25 protein-coding genes are annotated in these 25,579 nt (G+C 69.3%); 8 read left to right on the top strand and 17 right to left on the bottom strand.

Annotation, left to right across the window (positions count from 1 at the left end; all coding sequences use genetic code 11):
* Window positions 1–114: 114 nt before the first annotated feature.
* Together dusA and tal are read left to right on the top strand one after the other, a co-directional pair.
* A complete protein-coding gene (gene dusA, locus PM1_RS19300) occupies window positions 115–1,125 on the top strand; it encodes a tRNA dihydrouridine(20/20a) synthase DusA (RefSeq protein WP_024128306.1) in 1,011 nt (336 codons plus the stop codon).
* A 63-nt stretch (window positions 1,126–1,188) separates the two neighbouring features.
* Complete coding sequence (gene tal / locus PM1_RS19305) at window positions 1,189–2,109, top strand: transaldolase (protein ID WP_009619159.1); 921 nt, start codon at window positions 1,189–1,191, stop codon at window positions 2,107–2,109.
* A 76-nt stretch (window positions 2,110–2,185) separates the two neighbouring features.
* Here the strand turns inward: tal and rssC are convergent, their stop codons facing one another.
* From rssC to PM1_RS19320, 3 genes are all read right to left on the bottom strand, one after another.
* Window positions 2,186–2,668 (bottom strand): anti-sigma factor antagonist RssC, encoded by a 483-nt coding sequence (gene rssC / locus PM1_RS19310; RefSeq protein WP_009619158.1) that lies wholly within the window; start codon window positions 2,666–2,668, stop codon window positions 2,186–2,188.
* A complete protein-coding gene (gene rssB / locus PM1_RS19315; protein WP_009619157.1) occupies window positions 2,665–3,849 on the bottom strand; it encodes a two-component system response regulator RssB in 1,185 nt (394 codons plus the stop codon). The genes rssC and rssB overlap by 4 nt, the downstream gene beginning before the upstream one ends.
* Before the next feature lie 170 nt (window positions 3,850–4,019).
* Window positions 4,020–4,724: an MlaA family lipoprotein gene (locus tag PM1_RS19320; RefSeq protein ID WP_009619156.1), complete on the bottom strand. Its 705-nt coding sequence runs from the start codon at window positions 4,722–4,724 to the stop codon at window positions 4,020–4,022.
* A gap of 1,006 nt (window positions 4,725–5,730) precedes the next feature.
* Between PM1_RS19320 and PM1_RS19325 the strand changes: the two genes are divergently transcribed.
* From PM1_RS19325 to PM1_RS19335, 3 genes are all read left to right on the top strand, one after another.
* The gene (locus tag PM1_RS19325) at window positions 5,731–6,480 is read left to right on the top strand and encodes a phosphatase (RefSeq protein WP_009619154.1); all 750 of its coding nucleotides are present in this window, start codon (window positions 5,731–5,733) and stop codon (window positions 6,478–6,480) included.
* Window positions 6,477–7,058 (top strand): phosphonate degradation HD-domain oxygenase, encoded by a 582-nt coding sequence (locus PM1_RS19330; protein WP_009619152.1) that lies wholly within the window; start codon window positions 6,477–6,479, stop codon window positions 7,056–7,058. The genes PM1_RS19325 and PM1_RS19330 overlap by 4 nt, the downstream gene beginning before the upstream one ends.
* A gap of 77 nt (window positions 7,059–7,135) precedes the next feature.
* A complete protein-coding gene (locus PM1_RS19335; RefSeq protein ID WP_009619150.1) occupies window positions 7,136–7,399 on the top strand; it encodes a DUF4404 family protein in 264 nt (87 codons plus the stop codon).
* A gap of 48 nt (window positions 7,400–7,447) precedes the next feature.
* Here the strand turns inward: PM1_RS19335 and PM1_RS19340 are convergent, their stop codons facing one another.
* The 12 genes from PM1_RS19340 to PM1_RS19395 form a co-directional block, all read right to left on the bottom strand.
* Window positions 7,448–8,698: an OprD family porin gene (locus PM1_RS19340; RefSeq protein ID WP_009619148.1), complete on the bottom strand. Its 1,251-nt coding sequence runs from the start codon at window positions 8,696–8,698 to the stop codon at window positions 7,448–7,450.
* Window positions 8,699–8,765: 67 nt separating this feature from the next.
* A complete protein-coding gene (locus tag PM1_RS19345) occupies window positions 8,766–9,749 on the bottom strand; it encodes an NADH:ubiquinone reductase (RefSeq protein ID WP_009619146.1) in 984 nt (327 codons plus the stop codon).
* Between the two features lie 13 nt (window positions 9,750–9,762).
* Window positions 9,763–10,680 carry an SDR family NAD(P)-dependent oxidoreductase gene (locus PM1_RS19350; protein ID WP_009619144.1) on the bottom strand — a complete coding sequence of 306 codons (918 nt, stop codon included), beginning with the start codon at window positions 10,678–10,680 and terminating at the stop codon, window positions 9,763–9,765.
* Window positions 10,681–10,715: 35 nt separating this feature from the next.
* Window positions 10,716–11,861, bottom strand: a complete 1,146-nt coding sequence (locus tag PM1_RS19355; protein WP_009619142.1) for an acyl-CoA dehydrogenase family protein — start codon at window positions 11,859–11,861, stop codon at window positions 10,716–10,718.
* 15 nt (window positions 11,862–11,876) lie between these two features.
* Entirely contained in the window at window positions 11,877–12,641 is a 765-nt protein-coding gene (locus PM1_RS19360) for an enoyl-CoA hydratase/isomerase family protein (RefSeq protein WP_009619140.1), read from the bottom strand.
* The gene (locus PM1_RS19365) at window positions 12,641–13,699 is read right to left on the bottom strand and encodes an acyl-CoA dehydrogenase family protein (protein WP_009619138.1); all 1,059 of its coding nucleotides are present in this window, start codon (window positions 13,697–13,699) and stop codon (window positions 12,641–12,643) included. The genes PM1_RS19360 and PM1_RS19365 overlap by 1 nt, the downstream gene beginning before the upstream one ends.
* Window positions 13,696–14,139, bottom strand: a complete 444-nt coding sequence (locus PM1_RS19370; RefSeq protein ID WP_024128305.1) for a PaaI family thioesterase — start codon at window positions 14,137–14,139, stop codon at window positions 13,696–13,698. Before PM1_RS19370 ends, PM1_RS19365 begins: the two co-directional genes overlap by 4 nt.
* A gap of 37 nt (window positions 14,140–14,176) precedes the next feature.
* Window positions 14,177–15,520, bottom strand: a complete 1,344-nt coding sequence (locus PM1_RS19375; RefSeq protein ID WP_024128304.1) for an MFS transporter — start codon at window positions 15,518–15,520, stop codon at window positions 14,177–14,179.
* A gap of 51 nt (window positions 15,521–15,571) precedes the next feature.
* Complete coding sequence (locus tag PM1_RS19380) at window positions 15,572–16,438, bottom strand: MaoC/PaaZ C-terminal domain-containing protein (protein ID WP_009619133.1); 867 nt, start codon at window positions 16,436–16,438, stop codon at window positions 15,572–15,574.
* Window positions 16,422–18,569 carry an acetate--CoA ligase family protein gene (locus PM1_RS19385; RefSeq protein ID WP_009619132.1) on the bottom strand — a complete coding sequence of 716 codons (2,148 nt, stop codon included), beginning with the start codon at window positions 18,567–18,569 and terminating at the stop codon, window positions 16,422–16,424. Before PM1_RS19385 ends, PM1_RS19380 begins: the two co-directional genes overlap by 17 nt.
* A 114-nt stretch (window positions 18,570–18,683) precedes the next feature.
* On the bottom strand, window positions 18,684–19,835 hold the full coding sequence (locus PM1_RS19390) for a thiolase (RefSeq protein WP_009619131.1): 1,152 nt from the start codon (window positions 19,833–19,835) through the stop codon (window positions 18,684–18,686).
* Window positions 19,832–20,218 (bottom strand): Zn-ribbon domain-containing OB-fold protein, encoded by a 387-nt coding sequence (locus PM1_RS19395; RefSeq protein ID WP_009619130.1) that lies wholly within the window; start codon window positions 20,216–20,218, stop codon window positions 19,832–19,834. Before PM1_RS19395 ends, PM1_RS19390 begins: the two co-directional genes overlap by 4 nt.
* Window positions 20,219–20,362: 144 nt before the next feature.
* Here PM1_RS19395 and PM1_RS19400 point away from each other — a divergent pair, with 144 nt between their 5' ends.
* Window positions 20,363–21,172, top strand: coding sequence for an IclR family transcriptional regulator (locus tag PM1_RS19400; protein WP_009619128.1), 810 nt, complete (start codon window positions 20,363–20,365; stop codon window positions 21,170–21,172).
* A gap of 220 nt (window positions 21,173–21,392) precedes the next feature.
* Here PM1_RS19400 and queF read toward each other — a convergent pair whose 3' ends face one another.
* Both queF and copI read right to left on the bottom strand, forming a co-directional pair.
* Window positions 21,393–22,223 carry an NADPH-dependent 7-cyano-7-deazaguanine reductase QueF gene (gene queF, locus PM1_RS19405; RefSeq protein WP_009619126.1) on the bottom strand — a complete coding sequence of 277 codons (831 nt, stop codon included), beginning with the start codon at window positions 22,221–22,223 and terminating at the stop codon, window positions 21,393–21,395.
* 538 nt (window positions 22,224–22,761) lie between these two features.
* Complete coding sequence (copI, locus tag PM1_RS19410) at window positions 22,762–23,280, bottom strand: copper-resistant cuproprotein CopI (protein WP_009619125.1); 519 nt, start codon at window positions 23,278–23,280, stop codon at window positions 22,762–22,764.
* A gap of 150 nt (window positions 23,281–23,430) precedes the next feature.
* On the opposite strand from copI, the gene PM1_RS19415 reads away from it, so the two are divergent.
* Window positions 23,431–24,111 carry a heavy metal response regulator transcription factor gene (locus PM1_RS19415; protein ID WP_009619123.1) on the top strand — a complete coding sequence of 227 codons (681 nt, stop codon included), beginning with the start codon at window positions 23,431–23,433 and terminating at the stop codon, window positions 24,109–24,111.
* Window positions 24,108–25,445 carry a heavy metal sensor histidine kinase gene (locus PM1_RS19420; RefSeq protein WP_009619121.1) on the top strand — a complete coding sequence of 446 codons (1,338 nt, stop codon included), beginning with the start codon at window positions 24,108–24,110 and terminating at the stop codon, window positions 25,443–25,445. Before PM1_RS19415 ends, PM1_RS19420 begins: the two co-directional genes overlap by 4 nt.
* Window positions 25,446–25,579: the final 134 nt, after the last annotated feature.

The following is a 25,579-nucleotide window of genomic DNA, read 5'->3' on the forward strand; positions in this document are numbered from 1 at the left end:
TCCTTGCGTTTCCGCTTGCCAACGATCAGCCAGGCTGACCGGATACCCGGCACCGGCGAAGCGTCAGGCACAAGCGGAAACGCCCCGAAACGCAGCGGAACACGATCCACCGAGATGCCTCCAGAATCGCCCACCACGCCAGCAATCGCGCGCCCCGAGCCCTCCCGCCGTTTCTCCGTGGCGCCCATGATGGACTGGACCGACCGCCACTGCCGGTTCTTCCTGCGCCAGCTGTCGAGCCATGCCCTGCTCTACACCGAGATGGTCACCACCGGGGCCTTGCTGCATGGCGATGCCGCGCGCTTCCTGCGCCATGACGAGTGCGAGCACCCGCTGGCGCTGCAGCTGGGCGGCAGCGTGCCGGCCGAGCTGGCGGCGGCGGCGAAGCTGGCGGAGGCGGCGGGTTACGACGAGGTCAACCTGAACGTCGGCTGCCCCAGCGACCGGGTGCAGCACAATATGATCGGCGCCTGTCTGATGGCCCATCCGGCGCTGGTGGCCGAGTGCGTCCTGGCCATGCGCGAGGCGGTTTCCATTCCGGTCACGGTCAAGCACCGCATCGGCATCAACGGGCGCGACAGCTATGCCGAGCTGTGCGACTTCGTCGGCCAGGTGCGCGAGGCCGGCTGCCGCAGCTTCACCGTGCATGCGCGCATTGCCATCCTCGAAGGGCTTTCGCCCAAGGAGAACCGCGAGGTTCCGCCGCTGCGCTACGAGGTGGCGGCGCAGCTCAAGCGGGATTTTCCGGACCTGGAGATCGTCCTCAACGGCGGCATCAAGACCCTGGCCGAATGCCAGGAGCACCTGCGCACCTTCGACGGCGTGATGCTCGGCCGCGAGGCGTACCACAACCCCTACCTGCTGGCCCAGGTGGACGCCGCTCTGTACGGCGCCGATGCCCCGGCGATCAGCCGCGCCGAGGCCCTGGCGCGGATGCGCCCGTACATCCAGCGGCACATCGCCGAGGGCGGCGCCATGCACCATGTGACGCGTCACGTGCTCGGCCTTGGCCAGGGTTTCCCCGGTGCCCGGCGCTTCCGCCAACTGCTTTCGGTGGACGTGCACAAGGCCGCCGATCCGCTGCGGGTGCTCGACCAGGCCATCGAACTTCTCGCAGGCCGCTAGGTCCCGTTGAGCGCGGGGTTGCGCTCGGGTAAGGTCATGGGGATCGCACTCGGAAGACCTGCCATGACCTCCAAGCTGGAACAACTGAAGCAGTACACCACCGTCGTCGCCGATACTGGTGATTTCGACGCCATTGCCCGCCTGAAGCCGGTGGATGCCACCACCAACCCCTCGCTGCTGCTCAAGGCCGCCGCCCTGCCCCGCTACGCCGAGCACCTGGCCCGCGCCACCGCGGCCAGCGGCGGCGACGCCGGCCTTGCCTGCGACCGCTTCGCCGTGGCGGTGGGCAAGGACATCCTCGGGGTCATTCCCGGTCGCGTCTCCACCGAAGTGGACGCCCGCCTGTCCTTCGACACCGAGGACACCCTGGCCCGCGCCCGCCGGCTGGTCGAGCTGTACGACGAGCAAGGCGTCGGCAAGGATCGCGTGCTGATCAAGATCGCCTCCACCTGGGAAGGCATCCGCGCCGCCGAACAGCTGGAGCGCGACGGCATCCAGACCAACCTCACCCTGCTGTTCTCCTTCGCCCAGGCCGCGGCCTGCGCCGACGCCGGGGTGTTCCTCATCTCGCCCTTCGTCGGCCGCATCTACGACTGGTACAAGAAGGCCAACGCCCGCGACTACGTCGGCGCCGAGGACCCGGGCGTGCAGTCAGTGTCGCGCATCTACCGCTATTACAAGGCCAATGGCTACCGCACCGTGGTGATGGGCGCGAGCTTCCGCAACCTCGGGCAGATCGAGCAACTGGCCGGCTGCGACCGCCTGACCATCAGCCCCGACCTGCTGCAGCAGTTGGCCGACGCCCAGGGCGAACTGCCGCGCACCCTGCAACCCGGCGGCGGCGAGGCGCGCCAGGTGCTGGACGAGAGCGCCTTCCGCTGGCAGATGAACGAGGACGCCATGGCCACCGAGAAGCTGGCTGAGGGCATCCGCCTGTTCGCCCGCGACCAGGAGAAGCTGGAAGCCCTGCTCGGCGGCCGCTGAAACCCACGCGCAGCAAAACGAACCGGCGCCCCAGGGCGCCGGTTTGCGTTCTATCTATCGACGGGCTTCGCGCGGATCAGTGGTGCTCGAGGGCACTCACCAGGTCGTGGAAGGCTTCACGGTTGGACTCGTTCAGGCCCATGAGGATGCGGTGGGCCTCCAGCACCTTGCTGCGCACCACGTCCTCGGACTGGTCCTGGGGCGGCAGGTCGGTGAGGCAGTCCGTGCAGGGGATGGGCCGGTCGACGATGTTGAACACCTGGTCGAAGCCCATGGACTGCAGCAACCGGGTGATGTCCGGATTGGTGGTCACCAGGGTCGGCAACAGCCCCACCTTCTGCCGCGAGAGGATCGACAGCTTGGCCAGCAGGCCCAGGGTGGTGCTGTCGATGCTCTGGGTTTCCGTGAGATCGATGATGATCGCCGTGAAATTCAACGCGGCGAAGATTTTTTCAATGGTGGCATCCAGCGCCGAACACAGGGTCAGTCGGACTTCGCCCACGAACTTCAGGACGAATGAGCCATCCTGCTCGGCGAACTGGATTTTACCGGTACTCATGCAAGGTTCCTGCTCAACACCAGCAAGGCGATATCATCCGGCATCTCGGACAACTTGGCCAGTCCGAAGACCTGGCGCAGGCCGTCCAGCGTCCCGCCGGCGGCGACGACCTGCTCGGGCAGGGCCGTCTCCTTTTCTTTCAATGTAGCCCCGGGCAGCACATCCAGTATGCCGTCGGAGAACAACGACAGGCTGAAGGACCTGGGCAGGTCCATGGTCCGGTCGTCGTAGGTGGCGTCCTCGAACAGGCCCACGGGCAGGCCGCGGCCCTCGAGGTAGCGTGCTTCGCCGTCGACATAGAGTACCGGCAGCGGCAGGTGGCCACCGATGCTGTAGGTCAGGCGATCGGTTTCCAGGTCGATCACCCCGCCAAGCATGGTCACGTGCTTGCCCAGCTTGGTGTTGATCAACCCGCGGTTGATGTGCCCGAGCACCTCGGAGGGCTTGAACTCGGGCAGCGTGCCCGCGCGCCGCGACTCGTACAGCAGGCGGGTGGTCATGAACTTCAGCAGCACGGTCACGAACGCCGAGGAGGCGCCATGGCCGGAGACGTCGGCCAGGTAGAAGCCGATGCGCCGCTCGTCGACGCGGAAGTAGTCGACGAAGTCGCCGGACAGGTACAGCGACGGGATGATCTGGTGGGCGAACTTCAGCCCCTCGGCTTCCCAGGGCGTCACCGGCAGCATGTTCATCTGCACCTGGCGCCCGGCGTTCTGGTCTTCCTGCAGCAGGTTCAGGCTGGCCTGCAGTTCGCGGTTGGCGGCTTCCAGCTTCTCGCGGTAGCGGCGGTTCTCCGAACGCAGGTAGGCGCGGTCCAGGGCGCGGCGCACCGAGTGCTCCAGCACGGCCAGGTCTTCCAGGGGCTTGATCAGGTAGTCCGCGGCGCCCAGGCGCAGGGCCTCGACCACGTCGCTCATCACCCCGGCCCCGGAAAGCACGATGACCGGCGTTTCCACCGCCATCTCGCTGACCCGGCGGATCAGCTCCAGGCCGTCCATCTGCGGCATGCGCAGGTCACAGATGACCAGGTCGGGCAGTTCGTGCTGGAAGACCTGCAGGCCCTGCTGGCCGTTGGTCGCCTGCAGGACTTTGAAACCACTGTCTTCCAGGTAGGCCGCGAGGCTTTCGCGAACGGCCTCGTCGTCATCGATGATCAGCAGCGTGGCACTGGGTTTGTGCATGGGTTGTCCAGGCAAACGGCGCCGGAGGTGGTGGAGTGGGCGCGCATGGCAATGAAAACGGCGCGGGTCGGGTGCGACAAGGCGCAGACACTACTCCCATCCGCCCCCGGGTTCAAGACGGCGGCTCGGCGCGCTTGCGGCAGCCCCGGGGCGGATGGGTGGCGGGCGTGTCAGAAGTCGTCTTCGACCTGGCCGTCCTTGACCTTGAACTCGCGGTTCTGCAGGTAGGCGTTGCGGATGAAGGTGTACTTGTCGCCGGAAATCAGCTTCTCGGACCTGAGCAGGTCGGCGCGGGTGTCGACCACGTCCACGGCGCGGATGCTGTTGCGCACGGACACGTCGTCGATGTACGGGTACATGCCGGTATAGGCGTCCGGGATCTTCGACGGCGCGTCGCGCAGGGTGCTCGGGCCCAGCAGCGGCAGCATCACGTACGGGCCGCTGCCCACGCCCCAGTAGCCGAGGGTCTGGCCGAAGTCCTCGTCGTTGCGCTGCAGGCCCATGCGGGTGGCCACGTCGATGAAGCCGGCCAGGCCGAAGGTGGTGTTGAACAGCAGGCGGCTGGTGTCGACGCCGGCGTGCTCGAGCTTGCCTTGCAGCAGGTCGTTGGCCAGGTTGCGCACGTCGCCGATGTTGCTGAAGAAGTTGTGGATGCCGTCCTGCACGAAATTCGGCGTCACCTTCTGGTAGCCCTGCGCCAGGGGCTTCAGCGCATAGGTGTCGAGGGTGTCGTTGAACACGAAGATCGGGCGGTTGACGCTCTCCCAGGGGTCGTCCTCGCTCGCGGCCTGGGCCAGGAAGGGGAGCATGGCCAGGCTGGCTCCGGCCAGCAGGCGAGCGGTGCGCTGCATCCAGTTGACGCCGTGTGGGCGCATCGGGTTTCTCCTTTGAAAGTCTCATGAGGCCGCCGCCGCGGCCTCGAACCGCTGCGCAGTATATAGTTCCAAGTTCGATTTGCAGACATCGGATTGTTTCTAACGCCTTCGCACCCGGCGCGCGTCCGGAAGCGCCGCCCTCCCCCTCACGATAGCCAAGAGCCAGCTTTTGTGCCGATGCGACGCTCTTGCCGACTGCCTCGGAAGGCTCTTCGTAGGAGCGAGCTTGCTCGCGAACGGTGTTTGCCAGGGGCTGCGGTGCTGGGCCAGCACCCAAAGCTCCCTGGAAATCCGTAGGGCGCATAACGCCTACGGCGTTATCCGCCGTTTGACCTTGGTTACCGGCCCGCTCGGTGTCGAGCCTGGCGCTGGTCGCGCATTCCCCCGGACCGACCGAGGCAGGGTCGATGAGAAAGGTGAGGCGGCGGATAACCGCGAACGGTTATTCGCCCTACGCTACTGGAAGCACCGGCGTAGGAGCGGACTTCGTCCGCGATTGGTTCACCGGCCACGCCGGATGCCCCGGTGGCACGAATGGCCCCCTCTCCCTCCGGGAGAGGGCTGGGGTGAGGGCGCTCTTGAGCCCAGCCCCCAAAGTTCTCTGGAAATCCGTAGGGCGCATAACGCCTATGGCGTTATCCGCCGTTTGACCTTGGTTACCGGCCCGCTCGGTGTCGAGCCTGGCGCTGGTCACGCATTCCCCCGGATCGACCGAGGCAGGGTCGATGAGAAAGGTGAGGCGGCGGATAACCGCGAACGGTTATTCGCCCTACGCTACTGGAAGCCCGAATCGCGGGCAGAGTCCGCTCCTACGGTTACAGGGAGGCACGGGCGTTCGAGGAACTGCCCCGGCTCGCCCGGCAGCTTCGCGGCCAGGCCGCCATGGCGGGCTCTCCAGCGAAAGGCGCGACATTATAAAGGCAGCGGACCCGCGCGCAGACCGGCTTCACCGGATCGTCACAATGCGCGTCTAGTCTGGCCTAGACCATTGTCCAGACACCCCGCCATGCCCGCCTCGACTGCCGCCGACCTGCCCCGCTTCACTTCCCTGCTCTTCGGACTCGCCGGCGACCTGGTGGACTTCGGCGCCCGCACCCTGCCCCGCGCCCTGCAGCAGAGCTGCCCGGACTGCCCGCAGGAACGCCTCGCCGAGGCCGCCACCCTGGCTCCGCAGCAGGCCCTGGGCCATGTGCTCGGCCGCCTGCCCAGCGCCGATGAGGTCGCGCGCTTCCGCAAACGCCTGGCCGAAGCCGCCGACGCCCATGCCGAACCCATCGCCGAAGCCCTGCCCGCCCTGCACCAGCTGAACCGCCAGGGCGTGCCCTGCGCCTGGCTGGAGGAACTGCCGGAGCCGGCCAGCGAACGCCTGGCCGCCGCCCTCGACGGCGCCCTGGACAGCGGCATCGCCCACGCCGGGCGGCCCTGGCCGGCGCCGGACGCCTGCTGGCGCGCGCTGATGGAGCTGGGCACCCCGCAGCTGGACGGCTGCGTGCTGGTGAGCAGCCAGCCACGGCTGCTCCAGGCCGGCCTCAATGCCGGGCTGTGGACCATCGGCCTGGCCGCCAGCGGCCCGCTGTGCGGCCTGTCGATGCGCGACTGGGAGGCGCTGGACGGCCCCCAGCGCGACCTGCGCCGCGCCCAGGCGACCTTCGGCCTGTACCGCCTGGGCGTGCACTCGGTCATCGACCACCTGGGCGAGTTGGATTCCTGCCTGCTGGACATCGCCAGCCGCCGCGCCAAAGGAGAAAAACCATGAACCGCGCCCGCCACGCCTTCCTCGACGAGCTGGCCGAACGCTTCGCCAGCCACGGCGCCGAGCCCTACGGCGAATCGGTGAGCCAGGCCGAGCACGCCCTGCAATGCGCCACCCTGGCCGAGCGCGCCGGCTGCTCCGACGCCCTGGTGATCGCCGCGCTGCTGCACGACATCGGCCACCTCTACGAGAACCCCGACGAGATCGAGGCCCGCGACCTGCGCCACGAGGAAGTCGGCGCCAAGCTGCTGCGCGAGCTGCTGCCCGAATCGGTGTGGCAACCGGTCCGCCTGCACGTGGCCGCCAAGCGCTACCTGTGCGCGGTGGACGCCGCCTACCACGCCGGCCTGTCGCCGGCCTCGCGGCACAGCCTGGCGCTGCAGGGCGGGCCCTTCGACGAGCGCGGCGCCAGCGCCTTCCTCAGCGCCCCCTACGCCCAGGACGCCATCACCCTGCGGCGCCTGGACGACCTGGGCAAGGACCCGGCCATGCGCACCCCGGAGCTCGCGCACTTCTTCCCGCTGCTGGAGCGCCTGCTGCGCATTGACGGGCATCAGACACGGTTGCGTTCGGCGGGTTAAGCTGTGTGGCATGGAGATGGATTTTTCGCCGCCGCGCGGCGGTCCATCCTGGGTAGCCACCGCAGAAGGAAACCACCATGCCGACACGTCAACTGCGTGAAGAACTGCAGCGACTGCGCGACCAGTTGGAACAGCAGCCGCCGCTGAGCGAAGAGCAGCGCGGGGAGCTGGAGACGCTGATAGAAGACATCGAACTGCAACTGGCCAACGAGGAAGCCCTCGCCGACGACAGCCTGCTGGATGGCGTCAACCTGGCGGTGGAGCGCTTCGAGGTCAGCCACCCGACCCTCGCCGGCACCCTGCGCTCGATCATGCAGAGCCTGGCCAACATGGGCATCTGAACCCTTCCCCCGGCGGCCCGCCCCCTCTTGGCGCGGGCCGCATCGCCTTTACCAGAGCGGCAATGTGTAACTAATGATGACGCGGGTTTCGTCCACGTCGTTGCCGAAGTCGCTGCGGAAACTGCCGTTGCGCACCTTCAGGCCCAGGTTCTTCAGCGCCCCGCTCTGCACCACGTAGCCGATGTCGGTGTCGCGTTCCCATTCCTTGCCGTTGCCCCGGCCATCGAGCAGGTCGATGTTGTCGCCGCGCAGGTAGCGCGTCATGAAGGTCAGCCCGGGCAGGCCGACGGCGGCGAAGTCGAAGTCGTAGCGCAGCTGCCAGGAGCGCTCGTCCTTGTTGGCGAAGTCGCCGATCTGCACGAAGTTGGTCAGGTACGGGTCGGTGCCGGCCAGGTAGGCGTAGCCGGTGTCGCCGGACATGCGCTGGTAGCCCAGGCCGAAGCCATGGCCGCCCAGGCGGTAGGTGAACAGGGCGTTGAGCGCGCGGTTGTCGACGTTGCTGCCGCCCTCGTCGGTGGAGCGCGCCCAGCGGATGTCGGACTTCAGCGACTGGTCCTTGGCGATCGGTAGCAGGTGCACCAGGCCCAGGTAGTGCTGGCGGTAGAAGTCCTCCAGGTTGCCGTAGTGGTAGCTGGTGCTCAGGTTCTCGTTCCAGCGGTAAGTGCCGCCGGCCAGGTTGAAGCGGTCGCTGGCGCTGTGCCGCCCGGGCAGGATGTTGCGCTTGTTGCCGCGGGTGATGCTCAGGTCCTCGGCGTTGGTGGAGTCGCGCTGCTTCACCTGGCGCAACTGGCCGAGTTGCACGGCCAGGCCGTCGATCTCGTTGATTTCTGCCAAGCCGCCCTGGAAGGTCTGCGGGTGCAGGCGGGTGTCGTTGTACTGCACCACCGGCAGCTTGGGCGTCAGGGTGCCGATCTTCAGCGTGCTGTTGGAGGCGCGCAGCTTGGCGGTCAGGCCCAGGTCGGAATAGTCGTCGGCGGCGCGGCGCTCGCCGGCCGAGTACGGCAGCAGGCCGGAGCCGGAGCGGTCCGGGCTGGAGTCGAGCTTGAGCCCGAGCAGGCCCAGGGCGTCCAGGCCCACGCCAATGCTGCCCTCGGTGTAGCCGGACTCGTAGCGCAGCAGGAAGCCCTGGGCCCACTCCTCCGAGTAGGACTGGCTGGCGCCGGCCTGGCGATAATCGCGGTTGAAGTAGAAGTTGCGCAGTTCCAGGCTGGCCTTGCTGTCGCCGATGAAGTCGGCCTGGGCGCAGAACGGCAGGCAGGCGGCGACCGAGGCCAACGCCCGTGCGGGAAGATTTTTCATTGTTGTTGTCTCTTCGTTCGGTGAGGTGAGGCGGCGCCCTCCTGCGGCGCCGCGTGGGGGATGGCGGTCAGTCGGCGAGCATGCCCTCCAGGCGCTGGCGCACCAGGGTGCGGGCCTGTTCGACGATGCCGCGCAGCAGCTCGGCGCAACTTGGCTCGTCATCGATCAGGCCCTGGACCATGCCGGCCGACCAGATGCCCAGGTCGGTGTCGCCCTGCTCGTAGACGCCGCGCCCGCGCTGGCCGCTGACCAGCGCGGCGATGTCGGCGTAGGTGGCGCCGCCGCGCGCCTCGATCGCCCGCACTTCCTGGCTCACCGCGTTGCGCGCCACCCGCGCGGTGTTGCGCAGACTGCGCATGATGAGGTCGGTGGAACGCTCGTCGGCGGCGCGGATGGCCGCCTTCACCTGCGGATGGATCGGGCATTCGCGGGTGCTGAGGAAGCGCGTGCCCATGTTGATCGCGTCCGCCCCCAGCGCCAGCGCCGCCACCAGCCCGCGGCCGTCGGCGAAACCGCCGGAAGCGATGATCGGCACCCGCAGGCGGTTGGCCGCGACCGGGATCAGCACCAGCCCGGGGATGTCATCCTCGCCTGGGTGGCCGGCGCACTCGAAGCCGTCGATGGACACCGCGTCCACGCCCAGTTGCTCGGCCTTGAGCGCATGGCGCAGCGAGGTGCACTTGTGGATCACCTTGACGCCATGCCGGCGCAGCTCGGCGATGTGCTCGCCGGGGTTGTTGCCGGCGGTCTCGACGACGCCGATGCCGGCCTCGATGATCGCCGCGCGGTATTCGGCGTAGGGCACCGGCTTCTGCGTCGGCAGCAGCGTCAGGTTGACGCCGAAGGGCTTGTCGGTCAGCTCGCGGCAGCGCGCGATCTCCCCGGCCAGCGCCTCCGGGCTCGGCTGCGTCAGCGCCGACAGCGTCGCCAGGCCGCCGGCGTTGGCCACCGCCGCGGCCAGCTCGGCGCGCCCCACCCACTGCATGCCGCCCTGCATGATCGGGTGCTCGACGCCGAAGGTCTCGGTGAAACGGGTGTTGAAGATGCCCATGACGCCTCCGTGGTCAGATCGGGTCCCAGGAGAACACGTCCGGGCTGCGCGCCAGGTCCATGAAGCTGCCGCGCAGCGCCGGCATGCCGTGCTCGGCGATGCTCTGCGGGGTCCAGCCGTGCTCGCTGTGCACGCTACGCAGCGGGCGGCTCTGGCTCATCAGGAACAGCTCGTGGTTGCGCGCGGCGAACACCTGGCCGTTGACCTCGCGGGCGGCATCGGAGGCCAGGTACACGGCCAGCGGCGCGTTCTTGTCGGGGGTCATGCGCTGCAGCTTCTCCACCCGCGCCTTCTGTTCCGGGGTATCGGCCGGGATGGAGTCGGTCATGCGGCTCCAGGCGAAGGGCGCGATGCAGTTGGAACGCACCTTGTAGCGCTGCATGTCGAGGGCGATGGACTTGGACAGCGCCACTATGCCCAGCTTGGCCGCCGAGTAGTTGGCCTGGCCGAAGTTGCCGATCAGCCCCGAGGTGCTGGTCATGTGCACGAAGGCGCCGCTGCCCTGTTCGCGGAAGCGCTCGGCGGCGGCGCGGCTGACGAAGAAGCTGCCGTTGAGGTGCACGTTGATCACCGACAGCCAGTCCTCGGCGCTCATCTTGTGGAAGATGGCGTCGCGCAGGATGCCGGCGTTGTTGACTACTATGTCCAGCTGGCCGAAGGCGTCCAGGGCGCTGGCGACGATGCGCCGGGCGCTGTCCCAGTCCGACACGCTGTCGGTGTTGATCGCCCCCTCGCCGCCGCGCTGGCGGATCAGCCCGAGGGTTTCCTCGGCCGGCGAGGCCGAGCCGCCCTCGCCACCCAGCGACACGCCGATGTCGTTGATCAGCACCTTCGCCCCGCTGTCGGCCAGGGCCAGGGCGATCTCGCGGCCGATGCCGCCACCGGCGCCGGTGACGATCGCTACCTTGCCTTCGTTCAGTCGTTCGGTCATCGCTCTTTCCTCTCGTATGGATTCAGGTGCGGCCTTCAACCCGGCAGGCCGAGCAGGCTCTTGGCCAGGATGTTGCGCTGGATTTCGTTGGTGCCGCCGTAGATGGTGGTGGGCCGCGACTGGATGAAGATGCCCGCCGGGTGCAGCTCGGGGTCGTCGGCCAAGGGCTGCAGCAGCGCCGAATCGGGGCCGGCGATCTCCAGGCCCAGCTCGCTGATGCGCTGGTACAGCTCGGACTGGTGGATTTTCAGCATCGACACCTCCGGCCCCAGGTTCTCGCCGCACCGCAGGCGCTCGGCGAAGTGCCCGTACAGCGCCTTGTGGCAGTCCAGGTCCATGCTCAGCGCGGCGAAGCGCTGGGCGAACGCCGGGTCGTCCCACAGGCCCTGGCGCCGGGCCAGGCGCGCCAGGCGCTCGAAGGCGAAGGTGGCCTGCTTGGGCGAGCCGAGGAAGATGCGCTCGAAGCCCAGCAGCGCCTTGGCCATGCTCCAGCCCTGGTTGACCTCGCCCACCAGGTGGTCGGCCGGCACCCGCACGTCGTTGAAGAACACCTCGCAGAACTCGCCCTGCAGCTCCAGGTTGAGGATCGGCCGCACCTCCACGCCGGGGCTGTCCATCGGCACCAGCAGGAAGCTGATGCCCTGCTGCGGCTTGCCGCCGCGCTCGGTGCGCGCCAGCACGAAGATCCAGTTGGCCTCGCTGCCCATGGTGGTCCAGGTCTTCTGGCCGTTGATCACCCACTGGCCGCCCTCCAGCACCGCCTCGGTGCGCAGGCTGGCCAGGTCGGAGCCGGCGTTGGGCTCGCTGTAGCCCTGGCACCAGATGTCCTCGCCGCTGAGGATGCGCGGCAGGAAGCGCTCGCGCTGGGCGTCGCTGCCGTAGCGGATCAGCAGCGGGCCGAGCATGGTGATGCCGCTGTCGGGCAGGCGCGCGCAGCCGTAGCCTTCCATTTCCTCGATCATGATCAGTTGCTTGCCGGCGGAAAGGCCCATGCCGCCGTAGCGCACCGGCCAGCCGGGGCACAGCCAGCCCTGGCGCGACAGCGCCTGGTACCACTCCCAGGTGTCGTCGCGGCCCAGGCGGTGGGCCGGGTTGCGGATGCGTTGCGGGTAGTTGGCGGCGATCCACTCGCGCACCATCAGGCGGAACTCGCCGTCGCCCATGGCGTTGTAGTCGGTCATTTCAGTGCCCTCGGCTCATTGTCCGGTGAATGCGGGGGTGCGCTTGGCCAGGAAGGCCGCCTTGCCTTCGGCATGGTCGGCGCTGAGGAACAACTGGCTCTGCAGCTCGCCCTCGCGCTCCAGCAGCAGGTCGAGGCCGTCGGCGAGCAGGGCCTTGGTCATGGCCAGCGGCAACGGCGCCTGCTGCTCGACCAGGGCGGCGCGGGCCATGGCCGCGTCCAGTGCCGCGCCGGGTGCGCAAAGCTGGTCCACCAGGCCGATGCGCAGCGCTTCCTCGGCCTCCACCACCTGGCCGAACATCAGGATCTGCCGGGCCTGGCCGTGCCCCACCCGCGCCGGCAGGGTATGCAGCAGGCCGAGGTCGGCGAGCAGGCCGACCTTGCCGAAGCCGGCGGCGAAGCGCGCCGTGCCGCCGCACACCAGGCTGTCGCAGGCCAGCGCCACGGACAGTCCGGCGCCCACCGCCCAACCTTCTATAGCGGCGATCAGCGGCTTGCCCATGCGCACTATCTGCCGCACCAGGGCAGCGTTGTCGTGCATGCGCGCGCGGCCGGCGCCGAGCCCGGCGACGTTCATGTCGCTGAGGTCGCCGCCGGCGCAGAACACCTCCGCGCTGCCGGTGATCACCACGCTGCGCACCTGCGCGTCGGCGTCGGCCTCGCGCAGGGCCAGCAGCAGTTCCTGGCGCAGCGCCGGGGCCAGCGCGTTGCGCCGCGCCGGGTTGTTGAAGCGCAGCAGGCGCACGCTGCCGTGGGTCTCTTGCAGCAGCATCCCGCTCATCAGGCCACCTCGCGTTGCAGCAGCGCGATGTAGCGCGCCTTGTGGAAGGCCAGCGAACCCTGGGCGTTGAGCAGCACCATGGCGCGGCGCAGGAACAGGCCGATGTCGGCCTCGTCGGTGAAGCCGATGCCGCCGTGCAGCTGGATCGCCTGGCGGGTGACCAGCAGCGCGGCCTCGGCGGCGCGCACCTTGGCGGTGGACACCAGGCGCCGGACCTCGGCCAGCGGCGACCGGGCGTCGATGGCGTCGGCGGCCTGGGCGACCACGGCGCGCGCCAGTTCGATCTGGATCTTCAGGTCGACCATGCGGTGCTGCAGGGCCTGGAAGCTGCCGATGGCGCGGCCGAACTGGCTGCGCACGCCGAGGTAATCGCGGGTGCGCTCGAAGGCGGCATCCATCAGCCCCACCAGGTAGGCGGCGCAGGCCAGCGCGGCTTCGTCCAGCGCGGCGGGCGGTGCCGCCAGAGCGCGGGCCGGCGTGGCGTCGAAACGCAGGCGCGCCAGATGGCCGCCGTCCTGGGTCGGCTCCTGGCTCAGGCGCAGCGCTTGGGCATCGCGCTCCACCAGGGCCAGGCCGCCGTCGCAAGCCACCAGCCAGGCATCGGCGGCGGCGCCCAGGGCGACATGGCCGACCTCGCCGTGCAGCTTGCCGTCACGCAGTTGCGGCAGCGCGGCGCCTTCGTCGTAGGCGATGCCTGCCGGCAGCACCAGCTTTTCACCGGCCAGCAGCGCTTCGCGCTCCGCGTCCGGCAGCAGCGGCGCCACCAGGCTCGCTTCGATCAGCGGCTCCGGCAGCAGGCCGCGCCCCAGTTCTTCCAGCAGCGCGGCGTATTCGGCCATGCCCAGGCCGCTGCCGCCCAACTCTTCTCCCAGGCGCAAGCCCGGCCAGCCCATGGCGCAGACTTCGGCCCAGGCTGCGCGGTCCACGCCCGGCGCGCTGAAGCGCAGGCGGCGCACCCGGCCCAGGTCGCCGTCGGGCGGGACCAGGGAGGCGGCGCTGTCACGGATCATGCGCAAGCGCTCCTCGCGCTCGCGGGCCAGTTCGGCGGTGTCGGTCATGTCGTCGTACTCGTGTCGGTGGAACGGCTCCCGGCCTCGGCGGCCCGGTACTTGAAGCTGCCCGAGGCGCTGGCGACCAGTTCGCCGTCCTCGTTGTGGATCTCGGCTGTGCAGAAGCACAGGTTGCGCGTGCGCCGCAGCACCCGGCCGACGGCGTTGAGCTCGCCGCGGGCGGTGCCCATGAAGTGCGTGGCCATGTCGATGGTGACCATCGAGCAGCCCGGCGAGCAGATGCGGATGGCTCCGGCCATGGCGGCGTCGAGCACGGTCATCAGCACCCCGCCGTGGAAGTGGCCGAGGTAGTTCATCAGCTCCGCGCGGTGCTTCAGGCGGATGCGCGCCAGCTCGCCCTCGGCCCAGCGTTCCAGGCCGATGAACTCCTGGAAGGTGAAGCGGCCGGTGGGAAACACCGTCGCGGGCTCGGCCAGGCTGGCCGCCATGGGTGAATCGTTCATCGCAAGGGGCTCCGTCATGGGCTCAGGCCTTCAGCGGCCGAGGTTCGGCGATGTCGGCGCGCGCCGGGGCGGCGGGCTCGACGCTGGCATCGGCGTCGCTCGATGCGCGGTTCGGGTCGTACAGGCGGTCGGGGATGAACAGCGCCGGGATCAGGCCGGTGATCACGTAGGTGATGCCCATCACCAGGAAGCCGGCGCCGATGGAGATGTGCGAGGCCAAGAGGCCGATGGCCGCCGGCGCCACCGCCGCGCCGACGCGGCCGAGGTTGTAGGCGGTGCCCACAGCGGCGCCACGCACCCGGGTGGAGAAGCTTTCGGTCATGTAGGTGGCCAGCACGCCCACCGGCACGCCGTAGATGAAGCCGAACAGGGTGAGGATCCAGACGATGTTGTCCGGCGTGTGCCAGAACACGATCAGCGGCATGAAGATGGCGCTGCCGATGGCGCCGGCGGCGAAGGTGGCGCGGCGGCCGAAGTAGTCCGAGGCGACCCCGGCGGCCACCTTGCCGAGGATCATCGCGGTGTAGGTGCCGACCATGTAGCCGGTCATGGACTTGAAGTTCATGCCCAGCTCGCTTTCCAGGTACGAGGGCATCCAGTTGTTGGTGCCGTAGTAGCCGAACAGCAGGAAGCACGAGGTCAGCGTCCACAGCAGGAACATGCGCCGCGTGCCCGCATCGGCCAGCAGGCCCTGCACGCCGCCACGGGCGGCGGGTGCGGCGCGCACGCCGGCCGGCTGCTGGCGGCGCTGGGCGCGGGCCGCCAGCCACGACGGCGACTCCGGCACCCAGGGGCGCAGCGCCAGGCAGATCAGCGCCGGCGCCAGTGCGGTGAAGAACAGCGTGCGCCAGCCGAATTCGGGGATGATCTGCCCGGCGAGGATGGTCGCCACCAGGTAGCCCACGGTCCAGCCGGCCTGCATGGTCGCCAGGATGGTGGTGCGGTACTTGGTGGTAACGAACTCGGACATCAGGATGTTGCAGGCGACGAACAGCGAACCCAGGCCCAGCGAGGACAGGAAGCGGATCAGCGCGAACTGCCAGTAGTTGTGGGTGAGCCCCAGCAGCGCGGTGCCGAGCGAGAAGATCACGATGGTCCAGGTCACCACCCGCACCCGGCCGAAGCGGTCGCAGCACCAGCCGCCGTAGATGCCGCCGATGGCCATGCCGGCCAGGGTGATGCTGCCCAGCGAGCCGGCCTCGAAGTTGCTCAGGCCGAACTCGGCCTTGAGGCTGTTCAGGCTGTAGGCGAGGAACATCAGGTCGACGCCGTCGGCGAGCAGCCCGAGGAAGCAGAAGAAGAAGGCGATGACCAGGGTCCGCCGGGGGAACCCGGCGTCCTGGGGAGGACTCATGGATGCGCTCATTGTTCTTGTTCTCGCAGGTTGGTTGAGGGGGTTGTCGCCATGCCGCCCGGCTCAGCTGTTCGCCTCCGGCGTCAGGCGCACGCGGCCGTTGTCCAGCACCACCACATCACGCTCGACCACGCGGGTGCGGAAGGAGCCGTCGTTCCAGATTTCCGTGCGCAGGGTTTCGCCGGGAAACACCGGCGCGGAGAAGCGCACCTGCAACTGCCCGAAGCGTTCCGCGCGGTAGTCGGCGAAGCCGCGCAGCAGCGCGTGGAAGGCCACGCCGAGGGTGCACAGGCCATGCAGGATCGGCCGGGGGAAGCCGCCGCGGGCCGCGGCCGCCGGGCTGGCGTGGATCGGGTTGTCGTCGCCGTTGAGGCGGTAGTACAGGGCCTGCTCCGGACGCGTCGGCAGGTCGATGGCCAGGTCCGGCGCGCGCTCGGGCAGGCGGTGCGGCTGACTAAGCGACTGGCTGTCGCCGCCGAAGCCGCCGTCGCCGCGCAGGAAGGTGGTGCCGCGGGCGATGGCCAGCACCTCGCCGCTGGCGGCGTCGCTGAGCACCTTCTCGCTGTACAGCAGCGCGCCCTTGCCGGCGCCCTTGTCCACCAGGCCGGTGACGCGGGTGCGGCCGATCACCTCGCCTTCCGGCGGCAGCGGCTTGAGCCACTCCACGCTCTGCTCGCCATGCACCAGGCGCAGGGCGTCGACGCCGGTGTCCGGGTTGCCCAGCCAGAAGCCCGGGTGGCCCAGCACCACGGCCATGCACGGCAGCGCCTGGATATCGCGGTTGGCATCGACGAAGGCCAGTTGGTGCTCGTCCAGGGGGTCGGCGCCGAGGCCCACCGACAGTGCGTAGAAGGCGCTGTCCTCGCGGCTGTAGCGCTGGCGCACCTCGGGGATGCGGTAGTTCAGCAGGTGCTCAGGATTCAGCGCCATCGGCCACCTCCTGCACCTCCAGCACCGCGTCGGCGGCCCAGGCGCCCTGCCCCTCGGGCATGGCGAACACCGGGTTGAGGTCCACCGAGCGCAGCCGCGGGCCGGCCTGGGCGGCGAACTGCGAGAGCCGCGAGAGCACCTGCGCCAGCGCCTTCACGTCGGTCACCGGGCGGCCGCGTGCGCCGAGCAACAACGGCGCGCCCTTGATGCTGCGGATCATCGCCTCGGCCTCCTCCGCGCCGAACGGGCAGCGGCGGAACACCACGTCCTTCAGCACTTCGACGAAGATGCCGCCGAGGCCGAATAGAGCCACCGGGCCGAACAGCGGGTCGCGCTGGATGCCCATGAAGCACTCCACGCCGCCCTGCAGCTGGCGCGCCACCAGCACGCCGTCGATGCGCGCCTGCGGGGCATGCTCGGCGGCACGTTGCAGCAGCAGGTCGAAGCCTTCGCGCACCGCCGCCGCGCTGTCCACGCCCAGCAACACGCCGCCGATCTCCGACTTGTGCAGGATGTCCGCCGAGGCGATCTTCAGCACCACCGGGAAACCGATCTGCTCGGCGAAGGCGGCGGCCTCCGCGGCGCTGACCAGCACCCGCTCCGGCGCCGACTCGATACCGGCACGGGCCAGCAGTTGCTTGGCCTCGGCCTCCCCCGGCGTGCGCGGCGGCAACTCCACGCCACCGACCGCCGGCACCTGCCGCAACGGCCGGGCGAAGGCTTCGCCGAGCCGGCCCATGGCCTGGATGGCGTGCACCGCGCGGGTCGGGTCCTCGAACAGGGCGAAGCCGGCCTTGCGGTAGGGTTCCAGCTCGTCGCCCTCGCCCATCACCGAGACCACGAACAGGCGGTCCGGGTGGTCGGCCTTGATCCGGCCGAACTGCTCGGCCAGCTTCGGGCCGATGGAGGCGACGGTGCCGGCCTGGGTGAAGAAGGCGATCAGCGACTTGTAGCCGCCGTCCACCACCATGGATTCGGTGAAGTCGTGCACCAGGCTCAGGTCGTTCAGGGCCTGGGCGGTGCAGTCCACCGGGTTGATCGGCGAGGCGAACGACAGCCGCTGCTTCAGCCGCGCCTGGGCCGCCTCGGGCATGGGCGGCATCGGCAGGCCGACATCCTCGGCGGCGTCGCTGACGATGATCCCGGCGCCGCCGCTGACGGTGATCATGCCCAGGCTGTTGGCCACCGGGTAGATGCGCTGGGTGGCGAGGTAGGCGATGTCGATCAGTTCTTCGGTATTGCGCGCGCGGACCACCGCGTAGTCGGCCAGCACCGCGTCCAGCACCTTGTCGTCGCCGGCCAGGGAAGCGGTGTGGGACATGGCCGCGCGGCCGCCCAGCTCGCTGCGCCCGACCTTGTGCAGGATCACCGGCTTGCCGGCGCGGTGGGCGGCCGCCAGGGCGGCGAGGAAGCTGTCGACGTTGCGGATGGATTCGGCGTAGGCCATGACCACGTCGACTTCCGGCGACTCCACCAGCCAGCCGATGGCATCGCCCAGGGTGACGTCGGCCTCGTTGCCGGTGGCCACGCAGATCGGCGTGCCCAGCCCGCGCTGCCGCGCCAGGCCCAGCAGGTGCGCGCCGTAGGCGCCGGACTGGGTGGCGATGCCGACGCGCCCGGCCAGCGGAATGCCGCGCTCCAGGCTGGTGGAGAAGAAGGCGTAGTAGCCCAGGTTGGCGTTGAACACGCCCAGGGCGTTGGGGCCCAGCAGGCGCATGTTCGCCGCGCGGGCGGCCTCGACCATGGCTTCCTGCATCAGCACGCCCTCGCCGCCCACCTCGCTGAAGCCGGAGGAGAACACGATGGCGCTGCGCGCGCCCTTGCGGCCCAGCGCCTGGATGGTCTCCAGCACCTGCGGCGCCGGCAGCGCGACTATGGCCACGTCGGGCGCCTCGGGCAGCGCCTCGACGCTGGCGAAGGCCGGCAGGCCCTGGATTTCGCTGCGGTTGGGGTTCACCGGCAGGATGCGGCCGCCGAAGCCGTTGCGCAGCATGTAGGCGATGGGCCGGCCGCCGATACGGTGCGGGTCGCTGGAGGCGCCGACCACGGCCACGGAACGCGGTTGCAGCAGGGGCGTGAGGCTGGCGAAGCGCGAGGCGTTGCCAGGGTGTTGCGAGTGACTCACTGACATGGCTTTCCACCTGAACTGTTGACGGTTGCCGGAGCGTGCGTCCCGGCGCGAGGGCGAGCGCATCCACGGCGGGCCGCCGAAGCGGCCACCGCTGGGGCGCCGAACCCGGGGGTTTCAGAGCACCGACTGGGTGCCGAGCAGGGCCGTGACCTGGCTGGACAGGGTGCCGCCGTTGCCGTGCAGCAGGGCGACGTCGGCCTTGCGCAACTGCCGCTCACCGGCCTGGCGGCGCAACTGCGTCACCGCCTCGATGATCAGGAACATGCCGTACATGCCAGGATGCACGCAGGACAGCCCGCCGCCGTTGGTATTCACCGCCAGCTCGCCGCCGGGGGCGATGCGCCCGCCCTCGACGAAGCGCCCGCCCTCGCCCTTCGGGCAGAAGCCGAGGTCTTCGAGGAACAGCAGGGTGTTGATGGTGAAGGCGTCGTAGAGCATCACCAGGTCGATGTCGGCGTGCGTCACCCCGGCCATCTGCATGGCGCGCGGGCCGCTTTCGCTGGCGGCGGTGACGGTGAGGTCGGGCATCGCCACGATGGAGCGGTGCCACTGCGCGCCGGCGGCGCCGAGGAAGTACACCGGCGCATTCGGCAGGTCGCGGGCGCGCTCGGCGCGCACCAGCACGCAGGCGCCGCCGCCGTCGGTGACCAGGCAGCAGTCGGCCTTGCTCAGCGGGTCGCTGACCATGCGCGCGGCGAGCACCTCTTCGATGCTCAGCGGGCCGCGGGCGAAGGCCTCGGGGTTGAGGTTGGCCCAGCCCCGCGCGGCCACCGCCACCTCCGCCAGCTGCGCGCGGGTGGTGCCGTACTGGTGCATGTGGCGGCTGGCGGCCAGGGCGTAGGCGGTGATCGGGTGACGCGGCTTGTAGGGCGTCTCGTGCCACTGCGGCTCGCTCATCGACACCAGCTTGCCGCCGGCGGTGCGCTGGTTGGAGCCGTAGCAGATCAGCGCCGCGTCGCACAGCCCGGCTTCCAGGGCCAGGGTGGCCTGCAGCAGGTGCAGTTCGAAGCTGGAGCCGCCGATATTGGTGCCGTCGACGAACTTCGGGCGGATGCCCAGGTATTCGCAGACCGACAGCGTCGGGAAGGCGTGGGAACTGGTGGCGGCGAACACCGCGTCGATGTCGGACAGCTTCAGCCCGGCGTCGGCGATGGCCTTCACCGAGGCCTGGCCGAGCAGTTCGATGGCGCTGTGGCCGGGGGCCTCGCCGATGCCGGCGCTGCCGATGCCGACGATGGCGGTCTTGCCGCGCAGGACCTGGCTCATGGCTGCACCTGCGCAAGCGCGTCGAACACCACCACGGGGGTGCCTTCCTGCTCGACGATGCGCGCCTTCAGGCGGGCGCCGATGGGCAGTTCGAGATGGCCTTCTATGCGCGACATCATGCGCACGCCCTCGTCCAGGTCGACCAGGGCGACGTTGTAGTCGCCACCGCGGGCGCGGTTCACGGTGATCGCATAGAGGGTGCCCAGGCCGCTGGCCGGCACCCATTCCAGGTCCGTCTCGCCGCTGCCCGGCACCAGGTTGCGCGGGTAGAAGACGTAGCGCCCGGTGGAACGGCTGCGCTGCAGCATGAAGCGGCCCTGGGCCAGGAAGGCGAGGTACTGGGCCTCGGGGCCCGGAACGACGCACTCGGGGAGATCTGCCACGTAGGTCCTCCTTTATTCTTGTTCGACCTTTGCTGCAAAGTGCAGTGACGTGGACGCACCAACCGGCGACTTCAGGGCAGCGGTTGTGCGCTCCGTGAAGCCAGCATATATTCACTCTGCTGAATGTCAACCCGAATACTGAATATGAAAAACAAAGAAACCGCACCGGAAGCCAGTACCAAGAGCGCCAGCACCAAGGATGTAGGGGCCGTGGTGAACGCCATTCAGATCCTCCGCCACCTGGCCCACGCCGAAGCCCCCGAAGGCGTGGCCGCCATCGCCCGCGCCACCGGCATCAGCCCGAGCAGCGCCTTCAATATCCTGCGCACGCTACACAACGAGCAGTTGGCGTCGTTCGACAACGAGACCAAGACCTACCAGTTGGGCCTGGGCCTGTCGGAACTGGCAGTGAGCTTCATCGGCCGCAGCTACGCCGACCTGATCCAGCCGGAACTGGAGCGCCTGAGCCTGGCCCACCGGATACTCGTCGCCCTCTGGCAGGTCACCGACGACGCGCACATCCGCGTGATCGCCCGCTCCGAGCCGCAGATCGCCCACGTCAACGTGGCCATGGGCACGCGCCTGCCGGAACTGGTGGGCGCCGCCGGGCGCTGCATCGCCGGCCTGCGCCAACTGCCGGAGGACGAACTGCGCCGGCGCCTGTCGCGGGTGCGCTGGGAGAACCCGCCGGCCTTCGAGCAGTACCAGACCGACGCCCACGAAGCCCTGGAACGCGGCTGGGCCATGGATCAGGACCACCTGTACCGCGGCGTGAGCATGGTCGCCAGCGCGGTCACCGACCGCGACCGGCAGCCGCGCTTCATCATTTCCGCCATCGGCATCAGCGCCCAGCACCGCCGCGATGAACTGGAAAGTATCGGCAGCAGCTTGCGCGATACCGCCAGCTTCATTGGCCGTGCGCTCTTTCCCCAGGGCGGCGGCCGCAAGGCGTAGAATCAGAATGCCATTCAGTATCGGGAAAGGCATTCGGCGGGAATAACGAGAGGGATTACGATCGCGCGGCCGGAGTCCGCTCCTACGAGGAAACTCCATGCCTCACGACAACTGTAGGAGCGGGCCCTGCCCGCGATATCGCGCGCAGGGCGCGCTCCTACAGGGGAATGGCGCGGGTGGCGCAGCGTAGGCGGATCTCATCCGCGATGAAACCGTATCGTTACTGCCGCACCAACCGACGGTTGTCCGGCGCAATCTCACCGCTGCTGCGGTAGGGATTGATATCCAGCCCGCCACGACGCACATAGCGCGCATAAACGGTCAGCCGGCTGGGCTGCAGCAGACGCTGCAGGTCGAGGTAGATGCGCTCCACGCACTGCTCGTGGAAATCCTGATGCTGGCGGAAGGAAACCACATAGGCCAGCAGGCTGGCGGGGTCGAGCGCCGGACCGGCGTAGTCCACCACCAGAGTGCCCCAGTCCGGCTGGCCGGTGACCGGGCAGTTGGATTTCAGCAGGTGGCTGTAGAGCACCTCGTCCACCCGCCGGGCGTCGTCGCAGCGCAGCAGCTCCGGGCGCGGGTGGTCGTAGCTGTCCACGGCGATGTCGAGGTCGTCGATGCAGCGGCCAGGCAGCTTCGCCACGCCCTCCTCGGCCACTTCATCGAGACTGCGCAGGCGCACGCCCACCGGCGCGCCGGCGGCGGCGGACAGGTCGCGCTCCAGCACCGCCCGCAGCGCCTCGCGGCTGTCGAACGGGCTCTGGTTCAGCGAGTTGAGGTAGAGCTTGAAGGACTTCGACTCGATGATGTTCGGCGACTGCGCCGGGATGGCGAATTCGCCGATGGCCACCACCGGCTTGCCACCGGGGGTCAGCCAGGACAGTTCGTAGCAGTTCCAGATGTCCACGCCGCGGTACGGCAGGTTGGCGCCGTCCAGGCCCAGCTCGGCCCACTTGGTGGCGCGGCTGATGGGGAACAGCAGCCCGGGCGCGTAGGTGGAGACGTATTCGCTGGATTTGCCCAGCGGCGAATGTTCGGCGGGATGCTGCATGCAATGGACCTGCGGGAATCGTGTCGGCGCCCGCCAGGGTGACGGGCCGGGCAAGTGTATACAAATGCCCCGGTGGTTTCAGCAGGCGCGGGAGGCCCGGGTGACGGTTGGTGGCCTCGGAGCGGATCGCGGACGGAGCCCTCCTGCACGTAGGGCGTATAACCGTTCGCGGTTATACGCCGCTGGCCGGGGCACCGATGCCCTACGAACCCGGGCTTGAGAGCGCCCTCTCCCCAACCCTCTCCCGCAAGCGGGAGAGGGGGCTGTCCTGAGCGGCGTCGAGACCAGGCACCATCCTCATACCCCATCGTTCCCGCAAACGCGGAAAGCCAATAGACAGTTGCTCCTACGTCGCAGGCAAGCACAGCTTTTCGTAGGAGCGAGCTTGCTCGCGAATGAGCCCCGCAGCGGAGTCTGTTCGCGAGCAAGAGAGCATCCCGGCGCAGCGCTCGCCTACCTGTAGGAGCGGGCCCTGCCCGCGATTCGCGCGCAGGGCGCGCTCCTACGAGGGCAGATTTATCTCCGATCGCGCCGTCGCTCAGGGCTCGACGGTCAGGCGGCCGACCATGCCGGCCTGGTAGTGGCCGGGGATGTTGCAGGCGAACTCCAGTTCGGTGGCCCTGGTGAAGGTCCAGGTCAGCTCGGCGGTCTTGCCCGGCTCCACCAGCACGCTGTTGGGGTCGTCGTGCTTCATCATCTTCGAATGGTCCATGCCGTGCCCCATGCCGGTGGGCGTGAGCATGCCCATCGCCTGCATCTGCTGCATTTCCTTCTGGTGCTCGGCGTGCATGGCGGCGTTGCCGAGGTTGAATTCGTGCAGCAGGCTGCCCTTGTTGTGGATGACGAAGCGCACCGTTTCGCCGGCCTTCACCTGCAGCGACTTGGGCTCGAAGTACATCTCGCCCAGGGTGACCTCGACGCTGCGGGTGGCCTGGGCGGCCGCGGCCGGCTTGCCGAAGTCGTACCCATGGCCGTGGCCGGCGTCGGCCAGGGCCGGCAGGGCGAAGGCGGCGGCGAGGCCGAGGATGGCGGCGTTGAACAGTTGGCTTGTACGCATGATGCGGACCTCTTGCAGATGATTGCCCCCATGTTGCCGCCGGCCACCTGCCGGTTGGCTGTCGGGAAGATTACAGTTGTGTCAGCTTGGCGGCGCCACCGGCAGCGCTGGATACAATGACCGGCATTCCCGCCACGGAGGCCATCCACCTTGAAACTGCTGATCGTCGAAGACGAACCCCGCATCGGCCAGTACCTGCGCCAGGGCCTGAGCGAGGCCGGCTATGCCGTGGACCTCTGCGGCGACGGCGCCGAGGGCGAACAGCTGGCGCTGTCCGGCGGCTACGACCTGGCAATCCTCGACGTCATGCTGCCCGGCCGCGATGGCTGGCAGATCCTCCAGGCCGTGCGCCAGGCCGGCCTGACCCTGCCGGTGCTGTTCCTCACCGCGCGCGACGCCGTGGAGGACCGCGTGCGCGGCCTGGAACAGGGCGCCGACGACTACCTGGTCAAGCCCTTCGCCTTCGTCGAGCTGCTGGCCCGCGTGCGCACCCTGCTGCGCCGCGGCGGCCAACAGTTGCAGGAGACCGTGCTGCAACTGGCCGACCTGGAGCTGGACCTGCTGCGCCGCCGGGTGCAGCGCGGCGGCCGGCGCATCGAGCTGACCGCCAAGGAGTTCGCCCTGCTGGAGCTGCTGCTGCGCCGCCACGGCGAGGTGCTGCCCAAGTCGCTGATCGCCTCCCAGGTGTGGGACATGAACTTCGACAGCGACACCAACGTCATCGAGGTGGCCATCCGCCGCCTGCGCGCCAAGGTCGACGACGACTTCCCGCAGCGCCTGATCCACACCGTGCGCGGCATGGGCTACGTGCTCGAAGAGCGCGCGCCGTGAGCGCCGCCGCACGGGTTTCGCTGGGCGTCCGCCTGAGCCTGCTGTTCGCCGCCTGCACCGCGGCCGTGTCGCTGATCGCCGGGGTGGTGTTCAGCCGTGCCAGCGAGGCGCACTTCGTCGAGCTGGACCGCCAGGTGATGGCCGGCCGCCTGCCCTTCTTCCGCGAACTGCTCGGCCCGGTGCGCGATCCTGCCGGCCTGGCCACGCAACGCGGGACGCTGGAGCACGAACTGACGCGCCACCCGGACCTGGGCCTGCGCCTGGAAGGCGCCGACGGCCAGCGCTGGCTGGACGAGCCGCCGCGCATGAGCAGCGGCATGGAGGGCATGGGCGAGCCGCCCGCCTACCGCGAGATGCCCGTGCCGCTGGACCCGGCCGAGCCCGCCGGGCGCCAGCTGACCCTGGTGCTGGACATCACCCACCACCAGCACTTCCTTGGCCGCATGCAACAGCTCATCTGGCTGACCATGGGCCTCTCCGCCCTGGCCACCGCGCTGCTCGGCGCCTGGGCCACCCGCGCCAGCCTGCGCCCGCTGCGGCGCATGCGCGAGGTGGCGGCGCAGGTCTCGGCGCAGTCGCTGACCACCCGCCTGGACTCCAGCCGCCTGCCCGCCGAGCTGCGCGGCCTGGCCAGCGAGCTGAACGCCATGCTGGCGCGCCTGGAGGAGGCCTTCCAGCGCCTGTCGGCGTTCTCCGCGGACATCGCCCACGAACTGCGCACGCCGCTCACCGCGCTGCTGACGCAGACCCAGGTGGTGCTGTCGCGCCCGCGCGGCGAGGACGACTACCGCGAGGCGCTGCACGGCAACCTGGAGGAGCTGCAGCGGCTGACCGCCATGGTCAATGACATGTTGCTGCTGGCCAAGGCCGACCACGGCCTGCTGGCTCCCGGACGCGACAGCCTGGACCTGGCCGCGGAAGTGGACGCCCTGCTGGAGTTCTACGCGCCGCTGGCCGAGGACCAGGGCGTCCACCTGGCGCGCGAGGGCCAGGCGCAGGTGCGCGGCGACCGCGGCATGCTGCGCCGGACGCTGGCCAACCTGCTGGACAACGCCCTGCGCTTCACTCCCGCAGGCGGCGCCATCCGCGTGCGCCTGCGGCCCGGCCAGGTCAGCGTGGAGAACCAGGGCCCGGCGATACCCGCCGAGCAACTGCCAAGGCTGTTCGACCGCTTCCACCACCGCGAGGCGGCCCAGCGCGAGGGCCAGGGCGTGCACGCCGGCCTCGGTCTGGCGATCTGCCGCTCCATCGTCCAGGCCCACGGCGGCCGCATCCGCGCCGAATCCGCAGACGGCTGGACACGTTTCATCATCGAATTACCGCCGAAAACGTAGGGCGTATAACCGTTCGCGGTTATCCGCCGCCTCACCCCCCCCCCAGCCGGGCCCAGGTCAGCCCCGGAGCCGCCTGGAACCAAGGCCAAACGGCGGATAACGCCGTAGGCGTTATGCGCCCTACGCCAAGCCCA

The sequence above is a fragment of the Pseudomonas sp. M1 genome, from assembly GCF_022760135.1.
GTDB lineage: Bacteria > Pseudomonadota > Gammaproteobacteria > Pseudomonadales > Pseudomonadaceae > Pseudomonas > Pseudomonas citronellolis.

Bases quoted from the DNA above. Each gene is read 5' to 3' on its own strand.
- dusA (WP_024128306.1), top strand. From the start codon at position 115: ATGCCTCCAGAATCGCCCACCACGCCAGCAATCGCGCGCCCCGAGCCC.
- tal (WP_009619159.1), top strand. From the start codon at position 1,189: ATGACCTCCAAGCTGGAACAACTGAAGCAGTACACCACCGTCGTCGCC.
- rssC (WP_009619158.1), bottom strand. From the start codon at position 2,668: ATGAGTACCGGTAAAATCCAGTTCGCCGAGCAGGATGGCTCATTCGTC.
- rssB (WP_009619157.1), bottom strand. From the start codon at position 3,849: ATGCACAAACCCAGTGCCACGCTGCTGATCATCGATGACGACGAGGCC.
- PM1_RS19320 (WP_009619156.1), bottom strand. From the start codon at position 4,724: ATGCGCCCACACGGCGTCAACTGGATGCAGCGCACCGCTCGCCTGCTG.
- PM1_RS19325 (WP_009619154.1), top strand. From the start codon at position 5,731: ATGCCCGCCTCGACTGCCGCCGACCTGCCCCGCTTCACTTCCCTGCTC.
- PM1_RS19330 (WP_009619152.1), top strand. From the start codon at position 6,477: ATGAACCGCGCCCGCCACGCCTTCCTCGACGAGCTGGCCGAACGCTTC.
- PM1_RS19335 (WP_009619150.1), top strand. From the start codon at position 7,136: ATGCCGACACGTCAACTGCGTGAAGAACTGCAGCGACTGCGCGACCAG.
- PM1_RS19340 (WP_009619148.1), bottom strand. From the start codon at position 8,698: ATGAAAAATCTTCCCGCACGGGCGTTGGCCTCGGTCGCCGCCTGCCTG.
- PM1_RS19345 (WP_009619146.1), bottom strand. From the start codon at position 9,749: ATGGGCATCTTCAACACCCGTTTCACCGAGACCTTCGGCGTCGAGCAC.
- PM1_RS19350 (WP_009619144.1), bottom strand. From the start codon at position 10,680: ATGACCGAACGACTGAACGAAGGCAAGGTAGCGATCGTCACCGGCGCC.
- PM1_RS19355 (WP_009619142.1), bottom strand. From the start codon at position 11,861: ATGACCGACTACAACGCCATGGGCGACGGCGAGTTCCGCCTGATGGTG.
- PM1_RS19360 (WP_009619140.1), bottom strand. From the start codon at position 12,641: ATGAGCGGGATGCTGCTGCAAGAGACCCACGGCAGCGTGCGCCTGCTG.
- PM1_RS19365 (WP_009619138.1), bottom strand. From the start codon at position 13,699: ATGACCGACACCGCCGAACTGGCCCGCGAGCGCGAGGAGCGCTTGCGC.
- PM1_RS19370 (WP_024128305.1), bottom strand. From the start codon at position 14,139: ATGGCGGCCAGCCTGGCCGAGCCCGCGACGGTGTTTCCCACCGGCCGC.
- PM1_RS19375 (WP_024128304.1), bottom strand. From the start codon at position 15,520: ATGAGCGCATCCATGAGTCCTCCCCAGGACGCCGGGTTCCCCCGGCGG.
- PM1_RS19380 (WP_009619133.1), bottom strand. From the start codon at position 16,438: ATGGCGCTGAATCCTGAGCACCTGCTGAACTACCGCATCCCCGAGGTG.
- PM1_RS19385 (WP_009619132.1), bottom strand. From the start codon at position 18,569: ATGTCAGTGAGTCACTCGCAACACCCTGGCAACGCCTCGCGCTTCGCC.
- PM1_RS19390 (WP_009619131.1), bottom strand. From the start codon at position 19,835: ATGAGCCAGGTCCTGCGCGGCAAGACCGCCATCGTCGGCATCGGCAGC.
- PM1_RS19400 (WP_009619128.1), top strand. From the start codon at position 20,363: ATGAAAAACAAAGAAACCGCACCGGAAGCCAGTACCAAGAGCGCCAGC.
- queF (WP_009619126.1), bottom strand. From the start codon at position 22,223: ATGCAGCATCCCGCCGAACATTCGCCGCTGGGCAAATCCAGCGAATAC.
- copI (WP_009619125.1), bottom strand. From the start codon at position 23,280: ATGCGTACAAGCCAACTGTTCAACGCCGCCATCCTCGGCCTCGCCGCC.